Here is a 26476-nt window from a genome sequence, read left to right as displayed (position 1 = left end):
GAAAGACATTACTGGTTTTGTTTTAGGTGGCCACGGTGATACAATGGTACCACTTACTCGCTATTCATTTGCTGGCGGTATTCCATTAGAAACATTAATTCCTGCTGATCGTCTTGAAGAGATTGTTAATCGAACACGTAATGGTGGTGCAGAAATCGTTAATTTACTTGGTAATGGCTCAGCATACTATGCTCCAGCAGCAGCACTTGTTGAAATGGCTGAAGCAATTATTAAGGATCAAAAACGTATTTTACCATCCATTGCATATTTAGAAGGCGAATATGGCTACACTGATTTGTATTTAGGTGTTCCAACTTTACTAGGTGCAAATGGTATCGAAAAAATCTTTGAGCTGGACTTAACAGACAAAGAAAAAGCGGCTTTAGATAATTCGGCAGAAGCAGTCCGCAATGTTATGAAAGTTTTAGCTTAATAAAAAGCTTATGAAATCGAGTGGGAATCATTCCTACTCGATTTTTTTGTTTAATAATAGACTGTTCAGATNNATATATCGTATGCCTATCAATAAAATGGTTATTCTGCTTTTCGTTGTACTTTTAGAATAAAATTGATACTATGAAGGTAGTATGATGGAAAAGGGGTTGGCGTATCTTTGCTTCAAAAAAACAGTAAGCTTGGTCTCACAATAGATGAAATTACAGTTGGCGAGAAGATTCATATTACTGAAAAGATAGAGGATAAGGATTTACTGCTTTATTTAGGCCTTACGAATGATAGTAATCCGCTTTATATTCAACATGATTATGCTGCGATGACGCCTTTTCAAAAGCCAATCGTACCTACAATTATGTTAAATGGTATCATTACGTCAGCTGTGTCAAAGTATATTCCTGGACCAGGTGCACGAATTATTGAGCAACATTTAAAATATTTAGGACCTCTCTATCATTATGAATTATTTGATACGCTTTTAGAGGTAACAGAAGTAAATAAACTCCAAAATATAATTACTGTATCTGTCCACTCCTATAATGAGCAAAAGCAGCTTGTGATTGAAGGAACCTTATTGGTGACACCGCCACTTGCGCTATAGACGTTTTAAGATTTGAAATGGGGGTTTCAAATCACTAACGGAGGCATTATTAATGACAAAAACGATTTTAGTTGTAGAAGATGAATTTTCTATTGCGACATTATTGAAATATAATTTAGAACAGGCAGGCTATGTTGTAGAAACAGCTGCAGATGGGCAAGAAGGATTGGATAAAGCAATTGACTTACAGCCGGATTTAATTCTTTTAGACTTAATGCTTCCAAGGCTTGATGGTATGGAGGTATGTAAACAAATACGTCAACAACGTATGAATACACCTATCATTATGTTAACCGCAAAGGACGATGAATTCGATAAAGTTCTTGGTCTGGAGCTGGGAGCAGATGATTATATGACGAAGCCTTTTAGCCCGCGTGAGGTATTGGCGCGAGTGAAAGCTGTGTTAAGACGTTTCACACAAAATGTTGTATTAGACAATAAAGATGAACCTCAAGAGAAAATGTATGAATTTGGACAATTACGTGTCTTTCCTGAGCGTTTTGAAGTATTTTTACAGGATGAAGCATTGGAATTTACACCAAAGGAATTTGAGTTATTGATTTATTTGCTTGAAAATAAAAATCGTGTTTTAACACGTGACCAGCTATTAAGTGCTGTATGGAAATATGACTTTGCTGGTGATACAAGAATTGTGGATGTACACATCAGTCACCTTCGAGATAAAATTGAGGAAAATAGCCGAAAACCAATGTTTATCAAAACCATTCGTGGTCTTGGCTATAAATTCGAGGAGCCGAAGACAACATGAAATCAATGAGTAACCGCTTATTCTTGACATTCATGCTTTTACTCGGAACAATACTAGCTGTCCTAATGATTGTAATAGGTCAGCTTTTTCCTGTTTATATAGAGCAGTATGAGGAACAGGCGAGCTTGGAGAAGCAAGAATTCATCAATCAAGTACTAGATGAACGAAAAATTGAACTCTCGAAGGAAGATAGGGAGGCTATCAATAGAGTCCAAAATGCAGGGGAACAGCATAAAATTTTATTGAGTGTTCGCGCTCGTTTATATGTGGTTCTCGTTATTCTTTTTACTATAGCACTAATTTTGATTGCAATTGTCAGTCGTTATATGATTCGAAATTTCACTGCACCAATCGATAATGTAACCGAAACAGCGCTAGAGCTCGCTAAAGGGAATTACCGTGCTCGTGCCCATGAGAACGAGCAGGAACGCATGATGCCATTAAGCCATTCTATTAATATTTTAGCGCGTAATTTACAGGACATTACGACGATACGTGAAGTAGAAGAGGAACGGCTAAAAACGTTAATTGAGAACATGGGAAGCTCACTTATGATGATTGGACGTGAAGGCAATATATCGATTGTAAATCGTGTATTCTTAGAGCGTTTTGGCATGCAAATTGGCGATGTTCAAGGAAAGGTCTTTCGTACAATAGGCTTACCTAAATCACTTGAGCAATTTATCGACCATGTCTTTCTAACAGAAATGCCTTATCGACAGCAAATTAAAATGGAAGTACAACAGGAACTATATAATAAGGAAGTGTATGGGGCTCCTGTTATTGGAGATCATGGTCGCTGGCTTGGTGTTGTTATTGTTATGCATGATATTACAGAGCTTGTCCGTTTGGAACAAATTCGAAAGGACTTTGTGGCAAACGTCTCCCATGAATTACGTACACCAATTACCTCGATTAAAGGTTTTTCAGAAACTTTATTGGATGGTGCCTATAAGGATGAGAAGATGTTACTATCCTTTTTAGAGATTATTTATAAAGAAAGTAATCGACTACAAATGTTAATTCAGGATTTATTGGAACTATCGAAAATTGAACAGCATGGTTTTACCGTGAATATTATGCCAATGGGCTTGCAGGACGTACTTATTCGAGGTGCAGAATTAACAGGGCCCCGTTTAGATGAAAAAAATATGAGCTTCCGGGTGGATATCGAACGCGATGTTGAAGTGATGGGAGATGCCAATCGAATCATCCAAATCGTAACAAATTTAATCACGAATGCGATTACGTATTCCCCAGAAAATACAACTGTATCAATCCGTTTAAAGGAAAATGAAAAGTATGGAATTATTGAAATAGAGGATCAGGGAATTGGAATCGAAAAGCACGAAATTGCTCGTGTCTTTGAACGATTTTATCGTGTGGATCGTGCCCGAAGTCGAAACTCTGGAGGGACAGGCTTAGGGCTCGCTATTGTGAAGCATTTAGTAGAGGCGCATCATGGGCGTATTCAGGTAGAAAGTGAAGTTGGTGTTGGAACTAAGATGATTGTCATGATTCCGAAGAATTAACAATCTCTTTACAAAAGCAACATGTAACATTCACAAAGGGAGCTTATACTTATTTAGTAGAAACCCCCTATATAATCGACAAGTCTGTAAATAAATCATGTATCATTTATTACATGTTAATGGCTGCTTTATAATCGCCATAGAAGAATCTATTGCCAAATTTTTTGGTGATAGATTCTTTTCTGTTTTACACTAGACGAAAATAGGTGTAAAGTATAGTAGCATAAAGTTTAACTGACAATTTCAATGTTTAGTTGAACTAATTAATTGGGCTTTTATGGACAGTGAAATGAATATAGCTATTAAAAGATAAAGTATGATTTTCACTGTGTTTTCCTTAGAAGCAGGACAAAATTGAAAGAAGGATGACCATGAAAATCGTCAAAAGTATCGTGCAAATCGGCTATCTTTATATACTATTATTTGTTGGAAATAGTATTGCACGTCTACTTCACTTGCCGATTCCAGGTAGCATAATTGGACTAGTTTTATTATTTTTACTTTTGCAGTTTCATATGATTAAGCTTGAATGGATTGAGTTAGGAGCAGGATTATTGCTAAGTGAGCTATTGTTATTTTTCATACCATCTGCAATTGGCATAATTGATTATGATTCACTGTTCGGTGTGCAGGGTGTGAAGGTTGTACTTGTGATTGTTGTGAGTGCTATTGTTGTGATGTTTATAACAGGCCTTACTGCACAGTGGCTAGAGCAACGAAAGAAGGGTGATGCCGCATGAGTTATTTCATAGCTATAGCAAGCTTAGCAGGGACAGTTGCTATTTTTTACGCATGTAAAATGGTTTATGTTAAATATAAAAAAGAGTGGCTTACGCCCATGCTTGTCACACCAATAATAATAATTTTACTATTATTATTAACAGGTACTTCCTATCAATCCTATAATACAGGAGCAAATATTTTATCCAATTTATTAGGACCAGCAACAGTTGCATTTGCTGTTCCAATTTATAAAAATTTTAATTTATTAAAAAAGCATGCTCTTGAAATATTTCTTAGCATCGCAGTTGGTTCAGCCGTCGCTATTATATCCTCATTTATTATGGCATTAGTTGTTGGCCTAAATAATGAGCTTGTTCATAGCCTAGTACCACGCTCAGTCACTACACCAATTGCGATGGATATTTCTAATATGATAGGTGGCTCTCCTACCTTGACTGCCGTTTTTGTGATGACAACGGGAATATTAGGAAGTCTACTTGCTCCGTTAATCATAAAAGTTTTTCGCTTTCATAGACCCTCATCTAGAGGTTTAATGTTAGGAATGGGAGCTCATGGTACAGGTACCTCTAAAGCCTTTGAATTTGGTGAACTCGAAGGAACCTTTGCCAGCCTTGCGATGATTGTAGCAGCCTTAATTAGCATCGTGCTTTCTACAACATTGTTCCCAGCATTTGAACATCTAGTTGTTAATATCCTGTTGCCTTAAATGGTGACAGGATTTTTTGTTTAAGATGGAGGTGAATGCCCAAGGACTCTTGGTTACAAACAAGCTAGAGTCAAACTCAAAATTGGATGAAGCAGGATATATGTCAAACTGCCTACAATAAAATATTAGTTTATTAAAATATTTTGAAACCTTTTAAAAAGTGTTCCGTATACAATAGTACTAAGCATAAGGGAGGAACAAACATGAGTGTGAAAAGGACACTAATGATGGTGGGTCTTGGAATTTTCGGCATTGTTGCACTTATTGCTGTATTTACATCTTGGTACACAGTAGATGAATCAGAGCAAGCAGTTGTTATAACATTCGGTCGTGCCGATGATACAGTAACAGAACCAGGCTTACATTTTAAATTACCTTGGCCAGTCCAATCGGTTGAGGTTTTATCAAAGGAAACATTTAGTTTACAGTTTGGCTATAAGCAAAATAAAAAAGGTGAATTAGAAGCTTATGATGCTGAAACGAAAATGATTACAGGAGACGAACATATTGTATTAACAGACCTTGTCGTTCAATGGAAGATTACAGAACCGAACAAATTCTTATTTAATGCACAAAACCCAGAAGAGATTTTACATAGCGCTACATCGAGTGCAATTCGATCTATTATTGGAAGCTCCAAAATCGATGCCGCGTTAACAGAGGGAAAAGCAGACATAGAGGCAAATACAAGAACATTACTTGTTTCTCTAATTGAAAAATATGATATTGGGATAAGTATTTTGGGTGTTAAATTACAGGATGTGGAATTACCAAATGCTGATGTACGTGCGGCTTTTACAGCAGTAACAGATGCACGTGAAATGAAAAATACAAAAATCAATCAGGCAGAAAAATATGAAAATCAACGTACAAATGAGGCTGAAGGTGAAAAAGACGCCATTATTTCGAAGGCACAGGGAGAAAAAACTGCCCGTATCGAGCAGGCTCAAGGGGATGTAGCTGTCTTTAATAAAATGTATGAGCAATATAAAGGAAATCAGCAAATTACACGTGAGCGTTTAATCTTAGAAACACTTGAGAATGTGTTACCAAAAGCACAAATTTACATTATGAATGATGATGGCAGCACAATGAAATACTTACCTCTTCAAGCACTACAACCCATAGAACAGAAGCAAGAGCAGAAACAAGAAGAGAAAAAAGAAGGGAGTGGTAACTAATGGATCAAAAAAATAAGGATCTTGAAAAATTCTTAAATTTTTTATCGGGCAAATCCAAAAATACTACTCCAAAGGAAGGAAACTCGGAGGATAATGTAATCAAGATGTCGAAGAAGGGTCCGATGAATCCAAAGAAATATATTTCTATTACTGTAACCTTAACAGCCGTTTTTGCCATTGCCATTATTTTATTTGCAAATATCTATATTGTAAAAGAATCAGAGTATGCTGTAGTAAGGCAGTTTGGGGAAGTGGTGAAATTTGAACGTGAGCCTGGTCTTAAAATGAAGGTTCCATTTATTCAAAGTGTAACGAGATTACCAAAAAACCAAATGACTTATGAAATATCAGAAGAGGAAATTAATACAAAGGATAAAAAGAGAATTATTATTGATAATTATGCGGTATGGCGTATTACAGATCCAAAGTTATTAATTTCAAATGCAGGTACTATTGAAAAAGTAGAGTCTCGTATGGAGGAATTTATCTATTCTGTTATTCGCTCTGAGCTTGGACGAATAGAATATACACAAATTATTAATGATGAAAATTCTTCTCGTGGAAGTATTAATGACCAAGTTACTGAACGTGTGAATGAATTGCTTGCAAAAGATAAATATGGCATAGAGGTTGTAGATGTTCGAATCCGTCGTATTGATTTGCCAACAGAAAATGAGCAAGCCGTATTTACAAATATGATTTCAGATCGTGAATCAATCGCTCAAAAATACCTATCAGAAGGTGATGCAGGGAAGCGCCGTATTGAAGCTCAAACAGATAAGAAAGTGCAAGAAATGCTAGCAAAAGCTAAAAAGGATGCCGCGTTAATTCAAGCAGAAGGAGAGGCGGAGGCAGCGAAAATCTATAATAAGTCATTTTCGCAAGATCCTGAATTCTATTCACTTTATCGTACATTAGAATCCTATAAGAAAACGATCGGTGAAGATACGGTTATTATTTTGCCATCTACTTCACCGTATGCAAAGGTATTATCTGGCTATATCAAATAATTCTGTAATCCTTGCAGGGGTTAAAATAAGAAGTCGCCTACCAGTTTGGTATGGCGACTTTTCTGTTTTTAATAATGTGTAAACTTATAAAATTTTATTATTATTAATTTGTATAGTAAGTAAATAATAGAAATTTATAAATTTCTATATCGTAGATTACTATAATCTGATAGAATAATGATGTTTAGAATGAAAAAATGGGGGTAATAGCTGTGAAATTACAAATTAGTACCTGGCTACAAAATTTAGGTATAGCCAGTAGTATTGCATCGTTGCTTACACTTTTCTTCCGTCTATCAGATTTTGAATGGATAACGAAAAGTGTTTATCATATACCAGTATTTTTTGTCATTTTGTTTTTAGTAAGTTTAATTATTGCTGAGGATGTCCGCAAAATATGTAAAAGAATATTTTGGTATGAAAAACGCAAGGTCAAGCGTCCTATTTGGCAAGTTGGTATTGGTTTTATTTTCTTTTTAGCACAAATTAGTATGGTGATGGTATTTAGTAAAGAGCTGACACAGCCACAATTGGGTGGGATGCCCTTATTTTTAGTGTTTGCTTTTATGAATGCGTTTATCTTAACGATTATCTATGAAGAAATATTTTATCGTACATCAAATTAATAGCATGCATTAATGAACTTTCATTCAAAGGATTGTCTCTTTTGAATGAAAGTTTTTTTCATTTATTTATCTTGATTCAGCAGGGCATACAAACACTAGCTCCATTGTGTTGGTCTAAAGCCTCTGTTGGATGTCACGTATTTTGAACAGGAGCTTTTCGGGGGAGCTTGAAAAAATCCTGACGAAATTACGCTATGGGCTTAATTGATTATGAGTGACTACAGATTGAGGTCATGGTGTTTTCATCAAATCTTATTTTCTAATGTCAGCGCTCAAAGTGAAATATTAACATTCATCAGTATTGTCTTCATTTTATCTATAGTACATTTAGGAAGTATTTACTTTCAGCTATAAGTAATTATTACATGGATAATGGATAAAAGAGCGAAAGGAGAAAGTTTTTAAGTACTCATCATCCTGTGCAACCAGAGCTAATGAAGGGAATTATGCTATGACAAAAAATTGCTGTCGAATAGCGCCACAAGTATTAGCGTTCATTTTAAGAAATTATATTTTTTTAACCTAAATTTAACCTTTATTATGTATGATGATGAGGATTTTCCAATTGTATATAACCTTAAAAAGTTTATGAGGGAATGACGGAGAGGGAGGTTTTTCATCAAATCTCTGAGTCTAATGCACAACTTATAGAATTAAATAGGAAAAAAGCCGCCACTTTATTATAAAAAGATTTTATTCACCAACTTAAAAAAATAAATGCTAGCCAGAGTAACTTGAAGATGCTACGTAATAACGGGGATGGCCTATTCCTTTACTATCTTGCTAGGAGGAAAATTATGAAAAAAAATAAGCTATTTATTGTAGCGACTACTACTGCGGTTGGAGTAAGTACTATAATAACAGGTATAAGCACTACTGTAGAAGCAGCAACGACCAATTTTTCAGATGTACAAGAGGCAAATAGTCATTATACAGCCATTATGGATTTAGCACAGCGTAATATTATTCATGGTTTCCCAGATGGCACATTTAAGCCAAATGAGTTTGTCACATTTAAGCAAACAGCGAAAATCATTGCGGGTATACTCAATTTAGATGCTAGTGATGAACAAGAATGGGTAGCTTTGCAAGCAGCAGGTCTTATGGATAGCTCATTAAATCCAAATGATCCTATTACACGCAACGACATGGCAAAGGTCATTACGAAGTCATTAGGGCTTACTGCATCCGGTAATGTGTCAATACCCTTTACAGATGTGTCGGCAGAACATCAGCAGGCAGTGACAGCACTATTTGAATATGGGATTACAAAAGGAACATCGGCCACTACATTTAGTGGGGGCAAGTTTGTGACAAGGGGACAGCTTGCTTCATTTATTGTAAGAGCTGAGCAGATCATAAAGCAAGTTTCAACAGATACAGGTATTGCAGGGGCGACCGTTACAGTGGAGCACATTCACAACAACAAGGTTACAATTGGGGGGCGAGAATGGCCAATTGGCAAAAATGCAAAGACTATATTAAATGCTAAAAACGCTGCTGCATTAGAAAATGCACAGCTAGATGTTATTGTGGTGAATGGTGAAATCGGTGAGGTATTAGCGATTGATTTATACACATCTGGACAGCAAGGTGCAAAAGTTGTGCTGGATGGGGGCAATACCTCTATAGGCAATATCGTAGTTCATGCAGATTTTGTTGAGCTGAAAAATATGGTTGTCACAGGGGATATTCGTGTCCTAGGGCGAACAACTTCTATAGCACTGAATCAACTAAAGGTAAAAGGGGAGCTATACCTAGAAGAAGGTGAAGCTTCAAAAACGGCATCACTTAACAAAGTAGCCGTTATTAATGACAACCCTATTACGGTTGAAATGACTAGAAGTGAATTTGTAGCTCTTCTTGTAAAAAGAACTGCATTTATTAACTCAGATTCATCACTACCAGTCGTAACTCATTTGGGAAGTAATTTACAGATTAATGCACCTAATATAGGGCTGCTTAATTGGGAATCGCCACCTGAAGGCTCACAATTAAGCGGAAATGCAGATATTGGAACAGTCACGATTGGTGCTGAATATGAATTTAGGTTACAGCGAATGCAAAAGCAGCTTGAAGCCAGTCAAGTCTTTTTAAGAGATCAGCAGCAATTGCAGGAGCAAGAGAAAAAAGCAATATTGACTAAAATAAGTGATTTAACAACTGAATCAGTAGGCTTGCAACAGCAGATTAATGATTTAACAAAGGTTAAAAGGACACCAATACAAGATAATCAATTAGCTCTATTAAGACAAAAATTGCAACAGATAGAAAATGAGCTACTTTCTCTAAGAGTACGATCAAACCAGCAGCAATCTAGTAATAACCCAGCAGGAATACCCAATTTGCCAGGATTATTCCCTTCAGTCGAACTAACAACACAAGTGGAAGAAAGAATACGACAGATACAAGAAGAGTCAAGAAAGCTGCAACAACAAAATGAAGATTTTAAAAATCTATTAAAGACTGCTTTACAAATTAATGGAACAATAAATATTGGTAATATCATTGTACCATCACCTGCTGTTTCAACCTTCACTCTTGGACCTGATGTCCGCATTCATAATATGATGACAGATATTTCTAGAGAAGCGCTGCTTGCAATATTCACAAATGTTCGTCAAGGGCAAATTAAAACATTAATATCTGCGAAGGGCCAACAAACACCTTTTAACCCAATGCCTGCAGAGGCTACAGACAGTGGTTCAAGTAGTAACAGTGGAAGTAGTTCTGGTGGTAATAACACAGGTGGAGGAAATACAACAACACCTGTAGATACGACAACCCTTAAAAAAATGATTAGTAATGCGAAGGAACGACTTGTAGCCGTGCAAAATGGAGATCACCCTATATCTGAAAATGGCTTTGATATTCCACATGCACAGCAATGGATACCTAAAAAAGCAACAGACGCACTGCAAGCAGCAATAACTGAAGCTGAAGCAATGGTAGCTAAAGTAGCTCAAGGACCAATGGGTTACCAGCGAGTCGCTTCTTTAACAAATACGAATATTTTACTAGCTAACACACAAACAGATATTCATCATATGGCAGAAAAATTAGAGAAGCTGATGAATTTACAACCAATTAATGGGTTGAAAGAGATAGCAACAATCCAACGCCTGTTAAATGGCAAAGAGATTACGAGCATACCAGACATCGAAGAAGTAACTGTGGGCAGATTATATGAAGCGATAGAACAATTGTTAAGGAACGAATTCGAACTTGAACAAGAGCCTCTAACTGTTGAGGAGCAGGAATTAATTATTGCCATGTTAAGGGAGTATAAATATCACATTCAAATCATTGACAATCAAGTAACGATTCCATTAAATGAAGCCATTTCATATACAAATCCTGTGACAGGTCAAACATCAGAGCTTGTACCAGCAATATCAGCAAAACTGACACTTGTAGAACCACAACCGCTTATCATTAATGAGGTCTCTTATATAGATAATGAGAATATAAGGCTCACGTTCTCTTCAAATATCGAGATACCAGAGGGAGAGCAATTTATATTTATGATAAATGACTCATTAACCCCGCTGTATGGAACAGTAAGTAGCAGTACAGGAAATAGTGTAATCATTCGAATTGATGGTATTGTCCCATTATTTGCAACCTTTATACACATTGAACGTGAAAGTAAACCTGAACATAACCTTTTGAAAGAACCATTTACAATGGAAAACACAAACGTTTGATAGTAAGTAAGAAAGTCAATCGCCATGAGCGGTTGGCTTTTTTGATAGGAATGGTAACCCTGAGGGACTAAGATAGCACAATGAGACCCATAAGGTTTTTTTGTGAAATGCATTGTTATTGTTGGCAAAATGGCTGTTTTCTCGATAAAGTAGAAAGAAGAAGCATTTTCAAACATACGTTTTCGTTTTACAATTAAGTAGAAGACAGCGCAGGAGGATAAAATCATGACAAAGGAAAAATTACTATTATTGGACGGTAATAGTTTAGCGTATCGCGCGTTTTTTGCGTTGCCATTGTTGACGAATGATAGTGGCATTCATACTAATGCTGTATACGGCTTTACAACAATGCTACAAAGAATATTAGAGGAAGAACAACCAACAAAAATCTTAGTGGCTTTTGATGCTGGGAAAACAACATTCCGCCATGAAACCTTTACGGAATATAAAGGTGGGCGACAAAAGACTCCGCCAGAATTATCTGAGCAATTCCCTTATTTACGTAAGCTCATTGACGCATACGGTATTAAACAGTACGAGTTAGAACTGTATGAAGCGGATGATATAATTGGAACACTTGCAAAAGAAGCTTCATCACAGGATATCGATGTCATCATTGTTTCTGGAGATCGTGATTTAACACAGCTTGCCACAGAGCAGGTAACTGTGTACATTACTAAAAAAGGTATAACTGAAATTGAGAAAAATACACCAGCTTATATTGAAGAAAAATATGGCTTAACCCCATCGCAAATAATTGATATGAAAGGGCTAATGGGGGATGCTTCTGATAATATTCCTGGTGTACCTGGTGTCGGTGAAAAAACGGCTGTTAAATTGCTGAAAGAGCATGGTTCAGTAGAGTCGTTATATAAAGCGATGGATACATTAAAGGCTTCGAAAATGAAAGAAAAATTAGTAGCCAATGAAGAGCAGGCAATCATGAGTAAAAAGCTTGCAACCATTTTTACGGATGCGCCGATAGAGGTTGCACTTACTGATCTTGCTTATAATGGTCCGAATGAAGAAGAGCTAATAAATGTCTGGCGTGAGCTTGGCTTTAAATCACTGCTAGAAAAAAGTGATTTTTCTGTCCAAGAAGAAGAACAAGCACCATTTGACTATGAAATTGTGCAGGAAGTAAAGCAAGAACACTTAAAGGATGTTATGGCAGTGCATTTGGAGCTGGCGGACGAACATTATCACACATGTCAGCAACTAGGCATAGCTCTAACTGATGGAGCGAAACCAATTTACGTACCTTTTGATAGAGTGGCTAAATCAGATGTTCTTCGTCTATGGCTAGAGGATGCGACAAAAATAAAGTATATGTCAGATTCAAAGGCAGCCCAAGCGGCATTAAGACGTGCAGGGATTCGTTTAGCAGGAGTTGAGTTTGATTTATTGCTTGCTTCTTATATCAATAATCCTGGGCTAAGTGGAGATGATGTAGCAACACTTGCGAAGGAACTTGGCTACCGTGATGTGCAGGCAAATGAGACCGTTTATGGTAAGGGTGCCAAACGAGCTATACCTGCTATTGATACACTAGCAGAGCATACTAGCCGCAAAGCCTTTGCTGTGTGGTCAGTACAGCCAAAGCTTGAGACATTGCTAAAGGAAAACGAACAATATGATTTATATAAAAATCTAGAACTCCCATTAGCTTCTATATTGGGCGAGATGGAAAGTGAAGGAATTACAGTCAACCGTGCTACTTTAGAGAAAATGGGACAAGAATTGAATGACAAATTAGTTGTTATTGAGCAAGAGATTTATGCGGAAGCTGGAGAAGCCTTTAATATTAATTCACCAAAACAATTAGGGGTTATTTTATTTGATAAGCTTGGACTGCCAGTTATTAAAAAAACAAAAACAGGCTACTCAACGGCAGCAGATGTGTTAGAAAAATTAAAATCCGAGCATGCGATTATTGAGCATATTCTTTTATATCGTCAGTTAGGTAAATTACAATCAACCTATATTGAAGGCTTGCTTAAAGAAATTCATAACGAGGACGGCAAGGTGCATACCCGTTTCCAGCAAGCATTAACGGCTACAGGACGTCTAAGCTCTACGGATCCAAATTTGCAAAACATTCCTATTCGTTTAGAGGAGGGACGCAAAATCCGTCAAGCATTTGTCCCATCAAAAGAGGGCTGGATACTGTTTTCTGCTGACTACTCACAAATCGAATTACGCGTTCTGGCACATATGTCAGAAGATAAAAACCTTGTAGAGGCCTTCCGTGAAGGGATGGACGTTCATACACGTACAGCAATGGATGTCTTCCATGTATCAGCTGATGAGGTTGATAGTAATATGCGTCGTGCAGCAAAGGCAGTTAACTTTGGAATTGTCTATGGAATTAGTGATTACGGTTTATCACAAAACTTAGATATTACTCGTAAGGAAGCAGCAACATTTATTGAAAAATATTTCGCAAGTTTTCCAGGTGTAAAACAGTATATGGATGATATTGTGCAGGATGCGAAATTTAATGGTTATGTCACTACGATTTTAAATAGACGTCGATATTTACCTGATATAACAAGCTCCAACTTCAATATACGTAGCTTTGCAGAGCGCACTGCCATGAATACACCTATTCAGGGAAGCGCTGCAGATATTATTAAAAAAGCAATGATTGATATGGATGCTCGCTTGAAAAAAGAGAATATGCAGGCAAAGCTTCTTTTACAAGTGCATGATGAATTAATTTTTGAAGCGCCTAAGGAAGAGGTTGCATTGCTTGAAAAAATTGTTCCCGAGGTTATGGAGCATGCCATAGAGCTTACCGTACCGTTAAAAGTGGACTTCAATCATGGAGCAACTTGGTACGAAGCAAAATAAGGAGGGATTTAAATGCCTGAATTACCAGAGGTTGAAGGTGTCGTCCAGGCATTAAAGCCTAAAATGGAGGGACGGACAATCCAACAGGTGCAGCTTTCTGAGGTCATTCGTTTTTCCTTTGGGGAAGGAAAACAATGTATTGTCAAGCAAGCTGAGCCTGATGCCTTTGAAATGTCCTTAACCCAAATGACCATTACAAAAATCGAGAGACGTGCAAAGTATATCTTTTTTCATATGCGTAAAGAGAATGTTCCCTATGTGCTTGTTAGTCATTTAGGGATGACAGGTGCATGGTTTGTGGTAAATTCGCCAGAGGAAATCAATGAAGCAAAATTTCAAAAGCATATACATGCTACTTTCAAAATGTCAGATGGCGGTTTTTTAATTTATTCAGACATTCGCCGTTTTGGTGAACTTCGTTTTTTAGAAAAAATTGAAGACCATACACCGTTAACAAAAATGGCACCAGAGCCATTCGATGAAATAGCTTGTGATTATTTTATTGCTCAATCAAAATTTCCAAAATATGAGAATAAATCCGTGAAGGAAGTTATTATGGATGGACAGGTAATTTCGGGTTGTGGCAATATTTATGCAACTGAGGCATTATTTGCTCAAAAAATTCACCCAGCTCGCAAAATGAACCGTATTAGTGAAAAGCGTAAACGTGCACTATTTGAAGCGATTGTTACTGTTTTACGTCAAAGCATTAACGCAGGAGGTTCAACGATTTCAGATTATCGTAATATTAATGGTGAGGCTGGAAGCATGCAAAATCGACTTCAGATGTATGGGAAAAAGATGTGTCCAGTGTGTGATACGGCAACGAGCCAAATGACAATTGGTGGGCGCACGTCTGTCTTTTGCCCAAATTGTCAACATTAAAGGGGAATAAGCGATGATTATCGGATTAACAGGAAGTATTGCGAGTGGAAAAAGTACCGTTGCGAAAATGATAACAGCTCTTGGTTTGCCAATTGTCGATGCAGATATAGTAGCGCGCGATGTTGTGGAACCAGGAACGGAAACACTAGCATTAATCGCTGAGCAATTTGGACAAGATATTCTGCTGGAAAATGGCACTTTAAATCGTGCTAAACTTGGCGATATTATTTTCCATGAGCCTGCAAAGCGCAAAATTTTAAATGATATTATGCATCCAGCTATTCGTCAGGAAATGCTGCGCCAGCGCGATGCCTATTTAGAGGCTGGCAACAAGCATGTCGTAATGGATATCCCACTCCTATTTGAAAGTAAGCTACAGCATTTCGTTGAGCGAATCATTGTGGTTTCTGTGAGCGAGGAAGTCCAGCTTCGCCGCTTAATGGAGCGCAACAATTTGTCGAAGGAGGATGCATTAGCGCGAATGCATTCACAGCTCCCGATGTCAGTGAAGGAAAAGGGAGCACATGCAGTTATTTACAATAATGAAAATTTAGGACAAACAGAGGAGCAGTTGAAAAAAATTCTTACAAAATGGGATGTTTTAGATGCTAATTAAAATCCTGTAAATAAAGACATTTTTTCATTGCCTGATGCGTAGTAAGCATATCTTACTACGCATTTTTTATGTTTGCTTACGCCATAATAGGGATAAAATTTGACAAAATTATTTTTCAGAAAATAAGAACTTTAATATTATGAGTATATAATGTTCATCTTTTTTAAAATTGTGTTATACTAATCACCATAAAGTATATAATTAATCTGAGTATGTACTCACAGGAGGATTTTATAAATGACAGTATCAATTGCTATTAATGGTTTCGGACGTATCGGACGTATGGTTTTCCGCCAAGCGATCGTACAAGAGGGTTTAAATATTGTGGCTATTAACGCGAGCTATCCAGCAGAAACGTTAGCACATTTGATTAAGTATGACACAAATCACGGAACATTTGAAGGTACGGTTGAACCAGCAGGCGATGCTTTAATTGTAAATGGTAAACGTGTTCAAATTATTAGCGAGCGTGACCCTTTAAAATTACCATGGGCTACAATGGGTGTAGATATTGTTATCGAAGCAACTGGTAAATTTAATGATCGTGAAAAAGCAGCGATGCACCTAGATGCAGGTGCAAAGAAAGTAATCTTAACAGCACCAGGTAAAAACGAGGACGTAACCATTGTTTTAGGTGTAAATGACGATAAACTTGATATTGCAAAACATGATGTTATTTCAAATGCATCTTGTACTACAAATTGCTTAGCACCAGTTGCGAAAGTATTAAATGACACATTTGGCATCGATAATGGCTTAATGACAACTGTTCATGCCTATACAAATGATCAAAAGAACCTAGATAATCCACATAAAGATTTACGTCGTGCACGTGGTTGTGCGCAGTCAATCATTCCAACATCTACAGGCGCTGCAAAAGCATTAAAGTTGGTATTACCAGAATTAGAAGGAAAAATTCATGGTATGTCACTTCGTGTTCCAACACCAAACGTATCTTTAGTGGACCTTGTAGTGGATTTAAACACAGATGTAACAGTAGATTCTGTTAATGCTGCATTTGTGAAGGCTGCTACTGAAGGACCAATGAAAGGAATTTTAAACTTCTCAGTTGAGCCTCTAGTATCTTCTGATTACAATACAACAACTTACTCTTCTACAGTTGATGGACTTTCGACAATGGTAATGGGTAGCCGCAAAGTAAAAGTACTTGCATGGTACGACAATGAATGGGGTTATTCTGCACGTGTAGTAGATCTTGTGAAAAAAGTGGCAAACGCTTTAGAAACAGTTAACGCCTAATTATTATACCAAGCACATTGAAATCACCAGGATTTCAATGTGCTTTTTTGTTAGAGTAATAGTTTCTTACATTAGCTTTTTAAGGGAATTTACTTGAAAAATTGTTGCCATCTATACTTGTACTTTCTGCTTTCAGGGTTTATCATGAGCACACTAGTGTGAATGCGCTTTTCTTACATGTGGGAAATTTGTTATAATAGGAATATTAAATTGTTGTGAAATCAGGAGAGTAAAGATATGAGATGTCCATCTTGCCAATTTAACGGAACGCGTGTAGTGGATTCGAGGCCAGTAGATGATAATAAAGAAATTCGAAGACGTCGTGAATGTGAGTCATGTGGCTTTCGCTTTACAACGTTTGAAAAAATTGAAGAGACACCACTTGTTGTTGTAAAAAAAGAAGGTTCACGTGAGGAGTTTAGTCGTGAAAAGGTACTTCGTGGGCTTATTCGTGCTTGTGAAAAACGTCCAGTTGCCCTAGATGTACTTGAGCAACTTGTATTATCGATTGAAAAAGACCTCCGTCGTATTGGTAATTCAGAAGTACGCTCTGAGGATGTTGGGGAAATGGTAATGGACCGCCTAGCGAAAATTGATGAGGTAGCATATGTACGCTTTGCATCGGTTTATCGTCAATTTAAGGACATCAATGTCTTTATTGAAGAAATTAAAGATATTATTCAACGTCAGACAGAGCAAAAATCTTAAGTAATACAGAGAGGGTGAATGTCGTTGATACATTTGTATAAGGAATTACAGCCTGCTGATTCTTTTGACATTCGTTTACCTCATGCACTTTCTACACAGGAACGTCAATTAGTAACATTATTTTATCAGCCATTAACTGGGGCAGAGCCGATTAGCCTTTATTTAACACTTTGGGCAGAAGCTGAGCAGATGCCAGGTCAGCAAATGACACATTATTATTTAATGAATGTTTTAGGGCTTCCGATTGGTAAAATATTTGAGGCACGAATAGCACTTGAAGCGATTGGCCTATTACGTACATGGAAGAAAGAAAATACGGGAGAACGAAGCTTTTTATACGAACTGATTCGTCCACTTGATGCAGATAGTTTTATGAAAGACCCGCTATTATCCATGTTTTTATTTAGTAAAATTGGAGAGCAAGCTTATCGGAGGCTGCGACAGCGCTTTATAGCTCCTGCAAGAGATGCTGAATTTAAAGACGTATCTCGCGCTTTTATTGATGTTTATAAGCCTGTAAATTCAAATATTCCGGATGATTTACAAGCTAGTAAGAGTAGCAAGGATAATCAGTCAAAAATATATCCGTTTTATTTTGACCAGTTTGATTTTGAGCTTCTTAAAGCAGGGTTATCTGAGCAATTAGTGCCTGCCAGTTTACTTACATTAGATGTTCGTGAAACAATTGCTAAGCTTGCATTCCTGTATCATTTAACTGCACTAGATATGCAAAAAATAGTGATTCTAGCTTTAGATGATGATGTGGGCATTTCACAGGAGCGGCTTCGTAAGGCTGCGGCTGATTTTTATAAGCTAACGGTCTCAAAAGAGCCACCAAAATTGATGCGAGTAAATGAGCCAGCCCCTGTAGAAGGAGCAGGACATAAAACAAAGGATCAGGAGCTACAGCAATACCTAGAAACCACACCTCCTATTCAAGTGCTACGAGATATTAATAACGGTAAAGAGCCTCTACAAACCTCTGTCCAACTTGCTGAAAGTTTAATTGTTCAGCATGGCATGCCAGTAGGAGTTGTCAATGCTCTTTTAGAATATGTAATGCTTACTACGGATATGAAGCTACCTAAAAAGTATGTAGAGACAATTGCAGATCATTGGGTTCGCAAAAATATTCAAACTGCTAAGGAAGCAATGGAGCTTGCGCGTCAGGAGCATGATAAATACACTACTTGGAAAAATAAACCCCAGACACCGAGTAAAAGCAGTCAAAATGTCAAAGGACGTTCAGGAAAGCAACGAGAAGAGAAGGTACCTGAATGGTTTTACAAGCGTAATGAGCAGCAGGAGGAAAGCACCTCAAGCACGATGGATTTTGAAAAAGAGCGAAAAAAAATATTAGAAATGCTAGGGAAAAGTGATAAATAGGAGGGTGAACGACAATCGAACAAATTAATGGACCATTAAAAAGAGCAGTTAATGTACCATCATTTCAAGAGCGTTACGAAGCGATGCGTCGAGAAATTTTAGAAAACCCTCGTGTGCAAGATTTTTTAGCAGCGCATGCAAATGAGTTAAGCTATGATTCCATTGAGCGTAATTTACCGAAGCTTCATGAGTTTATAAGTCAATCTACTGTTTGCTGTGGCTGTGACAATACAGATCATTGTACAAACTATTTAAAAGGTTTTATTCCAACTTTACGTGTCGTTCGAAATACTGTTGAAATGGATTATGTGCGTTGTGAGCAAAAAATACGTGAGGATGAGCGCAGGGATGTAGCCAATATGATTGCGAGTATGCATATGCCCAAAGATGTTCTTCAAGCAACCATTCAAGATTTAATGATTGACGACGAATCTCGCGTTATGATTGCGCAAAAAGCGGCACAATTTGTCAAGGCTACTGTGGAATCAGGGAAGCTCCCTGCAAAGGGCTATTATTTATACGGAAAGTTTGGTGTAGGGAAATCCTTTGTATTGGGTGCCTTGGCTAATGAATTAGCTGCTATCAAAATACGTTCAGTAGTCGTTTTTGTGCCAGAATTTTTACGAGAAATGAAAAATGCCATTGGTGATAATACATTGAATGAAAAAATAGACTATGTGAAAAAGGCACCTGTGCTGATGCTTGATGACCTAGGAGCCGAAACGATGACCACTTGGACGAGGGATGAAATTTTGGGAACTATATTCCATTATCGTATGGCTGAGCAATTACCAACTTTTATCACTTCTAATTTTAATTATGATGAATTGGAACATCATTTAGCACAATCACAAAAAGGTGATATCGAAGTAGTTAAAGCAGGACGGATTATGGAACGTATTAAGGCCTTAACGGAGCCGATTGAAATGCGTGGCAAAAATCGACGGATGTAACATTGCCAGTTGCATTTTACGACAATCGAGCGTATACTGTCACATATAATAATTAATAAAATGCATTGATGAGGATAAGAATTTTGTGTATCAACTTTTTAGAGAGGGAAGTCATTGGCTGCAAGCTTCCTAGTTAGAACATATTATTTACTACCTACTGAGCAGCGAAAGGGATAATCTTTCGCCGGTCCCTAGCCCGTTAGCTAGCCTTGAGCTTCGTCTGACTATGAAACGTCGGAAGGAAGAAGGGTGGAACCACGAGCATATGCTTCGTCCCTTTTGTGAGGGACGGGGCTTTTTTAGTTTCCGAAACTTCATCATGCATCATAACAAAACTGCAAGGAGTGCAAACAAAATGTCAGAAATGATTAAATTAACTTTTCCAGATGGCGCTGTAAAGGAATTTGCAAAAGGCACGTCAACTGATGACGTAGCATTATCAATCAGCCCAGGTCTACGAAAAAAAGCTTATGCGGGTAAAATTAATGGTGTATTAGTGGATTTAAAAACACCAATTGAAGAGGATGCAACAATTGCTATCATTACACAAGATGATAAGGAAGCTCTTGAGATTTTACGACATTCAACAGCTCACTTAACTGCGCAAGCGATTAAACGTCTATTCCCAGAGGTGAAGCTTGGTATTGGTCCAGTGATTGAAGGAGGCTTCTATTATGATATTGATGCACCTACACCAATCACTGCTGAAGACTTACCAGCCATTGAAAAAGAAATGAAAAAAATTATTGCTGAAAACCTAGAAATAGAACGCAAAAATGTAAGCCGTGCTGAGGCTCAAGCAATCTATGAGGAAATTGGCGACGAATATAAGTTAGAATTACTGGAAGCCATTCCTGAAGATGAGCAAGTTTCTATTTATTATCAAGGGGAATTTTTCGACCTTTGCCGTGGTATTCACGTACCAGCCACTGGTAAGCTTCGTGAATTCAAACTTCTATCTTTAGCGGGCGCTTATTGGAGAGGGAACTCTGATAATAAAATGCTTCAACGTATTTATGGGACAGCGTTCTTCAAAAAAGAGGAATTAAAACACCACCTACAAATGCTTGAAGAAGCAAAAGAGCGTGATCACCGTAAAATTGGGAAAGAATTAGACCTGTTCACAACTTCTCAAAAGGTAGGTCAAGGTTTACCACTTTGGTTGCCAAATGGTGCAACAATTCGTCGTGTCATTGAACGTTATATTGTCGATAAAGAATTATCACTTGGCTATAAGCATGTTTATACACCAGTATTAGGTTCAAAAGAGCTTTATCAAACTTCTGGTCACTGGGATCACTATCAAGATTCTATTTTCCCACCAATGGAGATGGACAATGAAACATTAATTATGCGACCAATGAACTGTCCTCACCATATGATGGTGTACAAAAATAGCATGCATTCATATCGTAATCTGCCATTGCGTATTGCAGAGCTTGGTACAATGCACCGTTATGAAATGTCAGGAGCTGTTTCTGGCCTACAACGTGTACGTGGTATGACTTTAAACGATGCCCATATCTTTGTTCGTCCTGACCAAATTAAAGCAGAATTCCAAAAAGTGGTGCAGTTAATTTTAGAGGTTTATAAAGATTTCGATTTAAATGATTATTCATTCCGTTTATCTTACCGCGACCCAGCAGATACAGAGAAATACTTCGATGATGATGAAATGTGGGAAAAAGCACAAAGCATGTTAAAAGAAGCGATGGATGAGCTTGGCTTAGATTACTTTGAAGCGGAAGGTGAGGCTGCGTTCTATGGCCCTAAACTTGACGTACAAGTAAAAACAGCGATTGGTAAAGAAGAGACTTTATCAACAGTTCAACTAGACTTCTTATTACCTGAACGTTTTGATCTAACTTACGTTGGTGAAGATGGAAAGCCACATCGTCCAGTAGTTATTCACCGTGGTGTTGTTTCAACAATGGAACGTTTCGTAGCCTTCTTAATTGAAGAATATAAAGGCGCATTCCCAACATGGTTAGCGCCAGTTCAAGTAGAAGTGATTCCAGTATCGAATGAAGCCCACTTCGACTATGCAAAACAAATTGAAGAGCAATTAACAGCAGCAGGCTTACGTGTAGAAATGGATGACCGTGAAGAAAAATTAGGCTATAAAATTCGTGAAGCACAAATGAAAAAAATCCCGTATATGCTTGTCATTGGGGATAAAGAAGTTGAGGCAAATGGCGTGAATGTACGTCGTTATGGCTCAAAAGATTCTGAAACAATTAGCTTTGAAGATTTCCTAGCAACTATAAAAGCAGAAATTACTAAATAAGCATTCACAAGAAACCCTCGCTTGTATTAGTGAGGGTTTCTGTATAAAGTGAATCTTGCTTTTGTATAAAATATTTTTTTCTAGGTCAATCTAGTAGGGATAAGAAAATAAATATTTGACAGCTTTTTATATACATGCTAATATAATTAAGGTTAATGAATACAAAGTTTGTGGTTGAAGTAGAGGCTGCCCGCTTCTCACCTGATTAACGCTCTAGGCTGTGAACAGGTATGACACGTTGAATTGTTTTGCGCAGACTTGCGCATGCACATATAGCGGGCGGACATCTTCAAAGTGTCCGTCCTTTTTTTATGGACATGACAAGAGGATGTACCGTTCAACCGGGCAAGACTTTGCCCAAACCATGTATTCGCGACAATTACTTGGAGGTGGATTACTATTAGCAAAGACATGTATGTAAACGAAGGCATTCGCGCACGTGAACTTCGATTAATCGATCACAATGGTGACCAGCTTGGTGTAAAGACACGTAATGAAGCGCTAGAAATCGCCGCTCGTGTAAACTTGGATCTTGTCCTTGTGGCCCCTCAAGCCAAGCCGCCAGTCGCTCGTATCATGGACTATGGTAAATTTAAGTTTGAACAGCAAAAGAAAGACCGTGAAATTCGTAAAAATCAAAAGGTCATCGTCATGAAAGAGGTTCGTTTGAGCCCAACAATCGATGAACATGATTTCCAAACGAAGTTACGTAATGCGATTAAATTCCTTGAAAAAGGCGATAAAGTTAAATGTAGCCTACGTTTCAAAGGTCGTGCGATTACACATAAAGAAATTGGTCAACGTGTGCTAGATCGCTTTGCTGAAGCTTGTGCTGAAGTATCGACGGTAGAACAAAAGCCGAAGATGGAAGGCCGAAGCATGTTCTTAGTTCTTCAACCAAAGAACGAGAAATAATATTAGACGAACAGTTTAGGAGGAATTCGACATGCCAAAAATGAAAACTCACCGTGGAGCTGCGAAACGTTTCAAAAAAACGGGTTCAGGTAAATTAAAATACGACCGCGCTTACGGAAGCCACTTATTCGCAAACAAATCTACGAAACAAAAACGTCACTTACGTAAAGCAAACATCGTTTCATCTGGTGACTTCAAACGCATCAAATCTTTACTTGTTTACATGAAATAATTGACTACAAAAAAATACTAACATTCATTTTTTAATGAAAAGCAGGAGGTAATTCATATGCCACGCGTAAAAGGCGGAACAGTGACGCGCAAACGTCGTAAAAAAGTATTAAAATTAGCTAAAGGTTACTATGGTTCAAAACATACATTATATAAAGTTGCTAACCAAGCAGTAATGAAGTCAGGTCAATATGCATACCGTGACCGTCGTCAGAAAAAACGTGATTTCCGTAAATTATGGATCACTCGTATTAATGCAGCTGCTCGTATGAACGGTCTTTCTTATAGCCGTTTAATGCACGGTTTAAAAGTTGCTGGTATCGAAGTTAACCGTAAAATGTTAGCAGATCTAGCTGTAACAGATGCAACAGCATTCACTCAATTAGCAGATGCTGCTAAAAAAGCAGTTGCTAAATAAATTTTGACGAAGTTAAAAATTATTTCTGCACCGAAGGCGAAGCGACAGGTGCAAAATTTTTCTCAAGACTGATGGATGTATCCGTCAGTCTTTTTTATGTTAGATTAGTAGTAAATCACTTGTAAAGGAGACTTCAATGGGACAAGCATTAGTAGCCTATATGGCAATTGTTTCTATAGTATTGCTCGTAATGATGGGCATGGATAAATCCAAAGCAAAAAAGCATGAGTGGCGAATTGCGGAACGTTCGCTTTTTACGTTGGCCATTGCTGGAGGGGCAATAGGCGGCGTGTTGGGAATGTATTTATTTCGTCATAAAACACGCCATAACAGCTTTGCTTTTGGCTTCCCACTGTTAGCCGCTGTTCAAATTTTTATCGTTGTACAGCTATGGTGAGAGTAAGGAGACACAAAAAATACGTTAATTAAAAACACATCCTCATGAGGAGGATGTGTTGCGCATAAGCTGTTCAATGGGCTGCTTCCAATTAATTTTTGCGCTTGGATAATTCAATAGGATTTCTTGCTGTAAATATTCAAAATCACTTTTTTTGAAGCCCTGCAATGTCGCAGCATCACGAGCACCAACGAAAATTGTCACAACCTCAAAGGCTTCCTCAGTAGTACCGAGGTATTTTTCACCTTCAAAAAGTGCACCCTTATAGGATATAAAGAAATTTTTTCGGACATTTTTAACATCATCGTAAAAATAATAATGGCCTTTTTCATAGGCTTCATCAAGTTTTCGCTTAGGATCGGTTATATAACGAATCGCTTTGTAAAATACATAGATTATAAGCGCAATTACAGCAAGTCGAATTAGTAACGGCAACATGTTTTATTTCCCCCTTGAATAAAGGTTATTCTTCCCTATACGATTGAAGGGGGAAATTAGTTTCACTTTTTATAAATTATTTTAGAAATTTAGGAGAAAAAAATGAATTTACAACAATTGTTTAAAATGCAGCAAGGGCTTGATGATTTTATCGAGAAAACACAAAAAATTGAACAGGATGTTTTTAAAGAAAAAGGTTTAGCATTAATGGTTGAATTAGCAGAACTAGCTAATGAAACACGCTGCTTTAAATTTTGGAGTACAAAGGGACCCTCAGCTCGTTCTGTTATTTTAGAGGAGTATGTGGATTCAATTCATTTTATATTATCCCTTGGTCTACTAAAGGGTTACACAAAGCTAGAAAAATGGCCAGTAATTCAAGAAAAGCGAAATTTAACAGAAATTTTCTTATTGACACAGGACTATATTTTAGCCTTTATTCACCAGCCATCAGAGGATAGATATTTAAGGATTTGGCAATGCTATAGTTTACTTGCGTATAATTTAGGCTTAACGTTTGAGGACGTTGTGGCAGCGTATATAGAAAAGAATGAAGAAAATTATAATCGCCAGCGTTCAGGATATTAATGTGAGAAATACATCAATTTTCAGACGATTATACTAGGAATATTTCGGTAAACGAAGTATAATAGAGAGGATTTTAGAAGTAGGAGGCAAAAGGATGACACAACTAGATCCAACATTACAAATGTTTAAAGATTTAACGGATGCGAATGGAATAGCAGGGAATGAACGTGCACCACGCGAGGTCATGAAAAAATACATTGCACCATATGCAGACTCAGTAGAAACAGATAACTTAGGTAGTGTTATCGCAAAAAAAGTGGGCGATGAAAATGGTCCAAAAATTATGGTGGCAGGGCATTTAGATGAAGTTGGCTTCATGGTTACACAAATTGATGATAAAGGATTTATTAAATTCCAAACTGTAGGTGGCTGGTGGAGCCAGGTAATGCTTGCACAGCGTGTGACAATTACAACTCGTAAAGGTGATGAAATTATCGGGGTAATTGGTTCAAAGCCACCACATATTTTACCAGCAGATGTACGAAACAAAGTAGTAGACATTAAAGATATGTTTATTGATGTGGGTGCAGCTTCTAAGGAAGAAGTGGTTGAATGGGGCGTGCGTCCTGGTGATATGGTAACACCATATTTTGAATTTAATGTTATGAAAAACGACAAGTATCTTTTAGCAAAGGCATGGGATAACCGTATTGGCTGTGCAATTGCTATTGATGTTATGAAAGCGTTACAAAATGAAAAACATCCTAACATCCTATACTCCGTAGGGAATGTACAAGAGGAAGTCGGTCTACGTGGTGCGAAAACGGCGACTCATAAAATCCAGCCTGATATTGGCTTTGCTGTCGATGTAGGTGTTGCTGGGGACACGCCAGGGGTAACAGCGAAGGAATCAACAAGTAAAATGGGCGCTGGTCCACAAATTGTTGTCTATGATGCATCAATGGTATCCCATCGTGGCTTACGCGAATTCGTATTAGATGTGGCTGACGAGCATAATATTCCCTATCAATTCGAGACAATGGCTGGTGGCGGTACAGACGCAGGCTCTATTCACGTAACAGCTAACGGCATACCTGCACTATCAATCGGTATTGCAACACGCTATATCCACTCACATGCAGGTATTCTACATCGTGATGATTATGATAATGCCGTAAAATTAGTGGTAGAAGTTATAAAAAAATTAGACAGAGATGCAGTTAATCAAATTATTTTTGACTGATACTGCTAATAGGGTTTAGCCTTCTAACA

At 37.5% G+C, this 26476-nt stretch carries 24 protein-coding genes and 1 pseudogene; 24 read left to right on the top strand and 1 reads right to left on the bottom strand.

Annotated elements, in window-relative coordinates; all coding sequences use genetic code 11:
- The 22 genes and pseudogenes from B2R82_RS09460 to B2R82_RS09355 form a co-directional block, all read left to right on the top strand.
- Positions 1-433: pseudogene (locus tag B2R82_RS09460) on the top strand (malate dehydrogenase); the annotation flags it as partial.
- 180 nt (positions 434-613) lie between these two features.
- A complete protein-coding gene (locus B2R82_RS09455) occupies positions 614-1054 on the top strand; it encodes a MaoC/PaaZ C-terminal domain-containing protein (RefSeq protein ID WP_283869142.1) in 441 nt (146 codons plus the stop codon).
- Positions 1055-1106: 52 nt separating this feature from the next.
- Complete coding sequence (locus tag B2R82_RS09450; protein WP_283869141.1) at positions 1107-1823, top strand: response regulator transcription factor; 717 nt, start codon at positions 1107-1109, stop codon at positions 1821-1823.
- On the top strand, positions 1820-3355 hold the full coding sequence (gene pnpS / locus B2R82_RS09445) for a two-component system histidine kinase PnpS (RefSeq protein WP_286924602.1): 1536 nt from the start codon (positions 1820-1822) through the stop codon (positions 3353-3355). The genes B2R82_RS09450 and pnpS overlap by 4 nt, the downstream gene beginning before the upstream one ends.
- 371 nt (positions 3356-3726) lie before the next feature.
- The gene (locus tag B2R82_RS09440) at positions 3727-4095 is read left to right on the top strand and encodes a CidA/LrgA family holin-like protein (RefSeq protein WP_286924601.1); all 369 of its coding nucleotides are present in this window, start codon (positions 3727-3729) and stop codon (positions 4093-4095) included.
- Positions 4092-4805 (top strand): LrgB family protein, encoded by a 714-nt coding sequence (locus B2R82_RS09435; protein WP_286924600.1) that lies wholly within the window; start codon positions 4092-4094, stop codon positions 4803-4805. The genes B2R82_RS09440 and B2R82_RS09435 overlap by 4 nt, the downstream gene beginning before the upstream one ends.
- Positions 4806-5008: 203 nt before the next feature.
- Positions 5009-5986, top strand: a complete 978-nt coding sequence (gene hflK / locus B2R82_RS09430) for an FtsH protease activity modulator HflK (protein WP_286924599.1) — start codon at positions 5009-5011, stop codon at positions 5984-5986.
- The gene (gene hflC, locus B2R82_RS09425; RefSeq protein WP_286924598.1) at positions 5986-6996 is read left to right on the top strand and encodes a protease modulator HflC; all 1011 of its coding nucleotides are present in this window, start codon (positions 5986-5988) and stop codon (positions 6994-6996) included. The genes hflK and hflC overlap by 1 nt, the downstream gene beginning before the upstream one ends.
- A gap of 212 nt (positions 6997-7208) precedes the next feature.
- The gene (locus B2R82_RS09420) at positions 7209-7622 is read left to right on the top strand and encodes a DNA polymerase I (RefSeq protein ID WP_286924597.1); all 414 of its coding nucleotides are present in this window, start codon (positions 7209-7211) and stop codon (positions 7620-7622) included.
- A 797-nt stretch (positions 7623-8419) separates the two neighbouring features.
- Positions 8420-11329, top strand: a complete 2910-nt coding sequence (locus B2R82_RS09415) for an S-layer homology domain-containing protein (protein WP_286924596.1) — start codon at positions 8420-8422, stop codon at positions 11327-11329.
- 225 nt (positions 11330-11554) lie between these two features.
- Entirely contained in the window at positions 11555-14182 is a 2628-nt protein-coding gene (polA, locus tag B2R82_RS09410; RefSeq protein ID WP_286924595.1) for a DNA polymerase I, read from the top strand.
- A 12-nt stretch (positions 14183-14194) separates the two neighbouring features.
- Entirely contained in the window at positions 14195-15067 is an 873-nt protein-coding gene (mutM, locus tag B2R82_RS09405; protein WP_286924594.1) for a bifunctional DNA-formamidopyrimidine glycosylase/DNA-(apurinic or apyrimidinic site) lyase, read from the top strand.
- A gap of 13 nt (positions 15068-15080) precedes the next feature.
- Complete coding sequence (coaE, locus tag B2R82_RS09400; protein WP_286924593.1) at positions 15081-15683, top strand: dephospho-CoA kinase; 603 nt, start codon at positions 15081-15083, stop codon at positions 15681-15683.
- Between the two features lie 237 nt (positions 15684-15920).
- Entirely contained in the window at positions 15921-16943 is a 1023-nt protein-coding gene (locus tag B2R82_RS09395) for a glyceraldehyde-3-phosphate dehydrogenase (protein WP_286924592.1), read from the top strand.
- Between the two features lie 237 nt (positions 16944-17180).
- Positions 17181-17651, top strand: a complete 471-nt coding sequence (nrdR, locus tag B2R82_RS09390) for a transcriptional regulator NrdR (protein ID WP_283869130.1) — start codon at positions 17181-17183, stop codon at positions 17649-17651.
- Between the two features lie 18 nt (positions 17652-17669).
- Complete coding sequence (locus B2R82_RS09385; RefSeq protein WP_286924591.1) at positions 17670-19037, top strand: replication initiation and membrane attachment family protein; 1368 nt, start codon at positions 17670-17672, stop codon at positions 19035-19037.
- A 23-nt stretch (positions 19038-19060) separates the two neighbouring features.
- A complete protein-coding gene (gene dnaI / locus B2R82_RS09380; protein WP_286924671.1) occupies positions 19061-19990 on the top strand; it encodes a primosomal protein DnaI in 930 nt (309 codons plus the stop codon).
- 355 nt (positions 19991-20345) lie between these two features.
- On the top strand, positions 20346-22277 hold the full coding sequence (gene thrS / locus B2R82_RS09375) for a threonine--tRNA ligase (RefSeq protein WP_286924590.1): 1932 nt from the start codon (positions 20346-20348) through the stop codon (positions 22275-22277).
- A gap of 411 nt (positions 22278-22688) precedes the next feature.
- On the top strand, positions 22689-23192 hold the full coding sequence (gene infC / locus B2R82_RS09370; RefSeq protein WP_016994853.1) for a translation initiation factor IF-3: 504 nt from the start codon (positions 22689-22691) through the stop codon (positions 23190-23192).
- A gap of 31 nt (positions 23193-23223) precedes the next feature.
- A complete protein-coding gene (gene rpmI, locus B2R82_RS09365) occupies positions 23224-23424 on the top strand; it encodes a 50S ribosomal protein L35 (RefSeq protein WP_004226312.1) in 201 nt (66 codons plus the stop codon).
- 57 nt (positions 23425-23481) lie between these two features.
- Positions 23482-23841 carry a 50S ribosomal protein L20 gene (gene rplT, locus B2R82_RS09360; protein WP_025114500.1) on the top strand — a complete coding sequence of 120 codons (360 nt, stop codon included), beginning with the start codon at positions 23482-23484 and terminating at the stop codon, positions 23839-23841.
- A gap of 136 nt (positions 23842-23977) precedes the next feature.
- On the top strand, positions 23978-24238 hold the full coding sequence (locus B2R82_RS09355) for a DUF1294 domain-containing protein (protein WP_286924589.1): 261 nt from the start codon (positions 23978-23980) through the stop codon (positions 24236-24238).
- A 42-nt stretch (positions 24239-24280) separates the two neighbouring features.
- On the opposite strand, the gene B2R82_RS09350 is transcribed toward B2R82_RS09355, so the two are convergent.
- Positions 24281-24676, bottom strand: coding sequence for a sigma-w pathway protein ysdB (locus tag B2R82_RS09350; RefSeq protein ID WP_286924588.1), 396 nt, complete (start codon positions 24674-24676; stop codon positions 24281-24283).
- Between the two features lie 102 nt (positions 24677-24778).
- Between B2R82_RS09350 and B2R82_RS09345 the strand changes: the two genes are divergently transcribed.
- Together B2R82_RS09345 and B2R82_RS09340 are read left to right on the top strand one after the other, a co-directional pair.
- Positions 24779-25264: a dUTP diphosphatase gene (locus B2R82_RS09345; RefSeq protein WP_286924587.1), complete on the top strand. Its 486-nt coding sequence runs from the start codon at positions 24779-24781 to the stop codon at positions 25262-25264.
- Positions 25265-25358: 94 nt separating this feature from the next.
- Complete coding sequence (locus tag B2R82_RS09340) at positions 25359-26447, top strand: M42 family metallopeptidase (RefSeq protein ID WP_286924586.1); 1089 nt, start codon at positions 25359-25361, stop codon at positions 26445-26447.
- Positions 26448-26476 lie beyond the last annotated feature (29 nt).

Source organism: Lysinibacillus sp. UBA6686, assembly GCF_002455205.1.
GTDB classification, from domain to species: Bacteria; Bacillota; Bacilli; order Bacillales_A; family Planococcaceae; genus Lysinibacillus; species Lysinibacillus pakistanensis.
Note: the sequence above shows the minus strand (reverse complement) of the source record. Positions and strands in the feature narration are given on the sequence as shown.

Excerpts from the sequence above, each read along its gene's own strand:
- B2R82_RS09450 (WP_283869141.1), top strand. The coding sequence starts at position 1,107 with ATGACAAAAACGATTTTAGTTGTAGAAGATGAATTTTCTATTGCGACA.
- pnpS (WP_286924602.1), top strand. The coding sequence starts at position 1,820 with ATGAAATCAATGAGTAACCGCTTATTCTTGACATTCATGCTTTTACTC.
- B2R82_RS09440 (WP_286924601.1), top strand. The coding sequence starts at position 3,727 with ATGAAAATCGTCAAAAGTATCGTGCAAATCGGCTATCTTTATATACTA.
- B2R82_RS09435 (WP_286924600.1), top strand. The coding sequence starts at position 4,092 with ATGAGTTATTTCATAGCTATAGCAAGCTTAGCAGGGACAGTTGCTATT.
- hflK (WP_286924599.1), top strand. The coding sequence starts at position 5,009 with ATGAGTGTGAAAAGGACACTAATGATGGTGGGTCTTGGAATTTTCGGC.
- hflC (WP_286924598.1), top strand. The coding sequence starts at position 5,986 with ATGGATCAAAAAAATAAGGATCTTGAAAAATTCTTAAATTTTTTATCG.
- B2R82_RS09415 (WP_286924596.1), top strand. The coding sequence starts at position 8,420 with ATGAAAAAAAATAAGCTATTTATTGTAGCGACTACTACTGCGGTTGGA.
- polA (WP_286924595.1), top strand. The coding sequence starts at position 11,555 with ATGACAAAGGAAAAATTACTATTATTGGACGGTAATAGTTTAGCGTAT.
- mutM (WP_286924594.1), top strand. The coding sequence starts at position 14,195 with ATGCCTGAATTACCAGAGGTTGAAGGTGTCGTCCAGGCATTAAAGCCT.
- coaE (WP_286924593.1), top strand. The coding sequence starts at position 15,081 with ATGATTATCGGATTAACAGGAAGTATTGCGAGTGGAAAAAGTACCGTT.
- B2R82_RS09395 (WP_286924592.1), top strand. The coding sequence starts at position 15,921 with ATGACAGTATCAATTGCTATTAATGGTTTCGGACGTATCGGACGTATG.
- nrdR (WP_283869130.1), top strand. The coding sequence starts at position 17,181 with ATGAGATGTCCATCTTGCCAATTTAACGGAACGCGTGTAGTGGATTCG.
- B2R82_RS09385 (WP_286924591.1), top strand. The coding sequence starts at position 17,670 with ATGTCGTTGATACATTTGTATAAGGAATTACAGCCTGCTGATTCTTTT.
- thrS (WP_286924590.1), top strand. The coding sequence starts at position 20,346 with ATGTCAGAAATGATTAAATTAACTTTTCCAGATGGCGCTGTAAAGGAA.
- infC (WP_016994853.1), top strand. The coding sequence starts at position 22,689 with ATGTATGTAAACGAAGGCATTCGCGCACGTGAACTTCGATTAATCGAT.
- rpmI (WP_004226312.1), top strand. The coding sequence starts at position 23,224 with ATGCCAAAAATGAAAACTCACCGTGGAGCTGCGAAACGTTTCAAAAAA.
- rplT (WP_025114500.1), top strand. The coding sequence starts at position 23,482 with ATGCCACGCGTAAAAGGCGGAACAGTGACGCGCAAACGTCGTAAAAAA.
- B2R82_RS09355 (WP_286924589.1), top strand. The coding sequence starts at position 23,978 with ATGGGACAAGCATTAGTAGCCTATATGGCAATTGTTTCTATAGTATTG.
- B2R82_RS09350 (WP_286924588.1), bottom strand. The coding sequence starts at position 24,676 with ATGTTGCCGTTACTAATTCGACTTGCTGTAATTGCGCTTATAATCTAT.
- B2R82_RS09345 (WP_286924587.1), top strand. The coding sequence starts at position 24,779 with ATGAATTTACAACAATTGTTTAAAATGCAGCAAGGGCTTGATGATTTT.
- B2R82_RS09340 (WP_286924586.1), top strand. The coding sequence starts at position 25,359 with ATGACACAACTAGATCCAACATTACAAATGTTTAAAGATTTAACGGAT.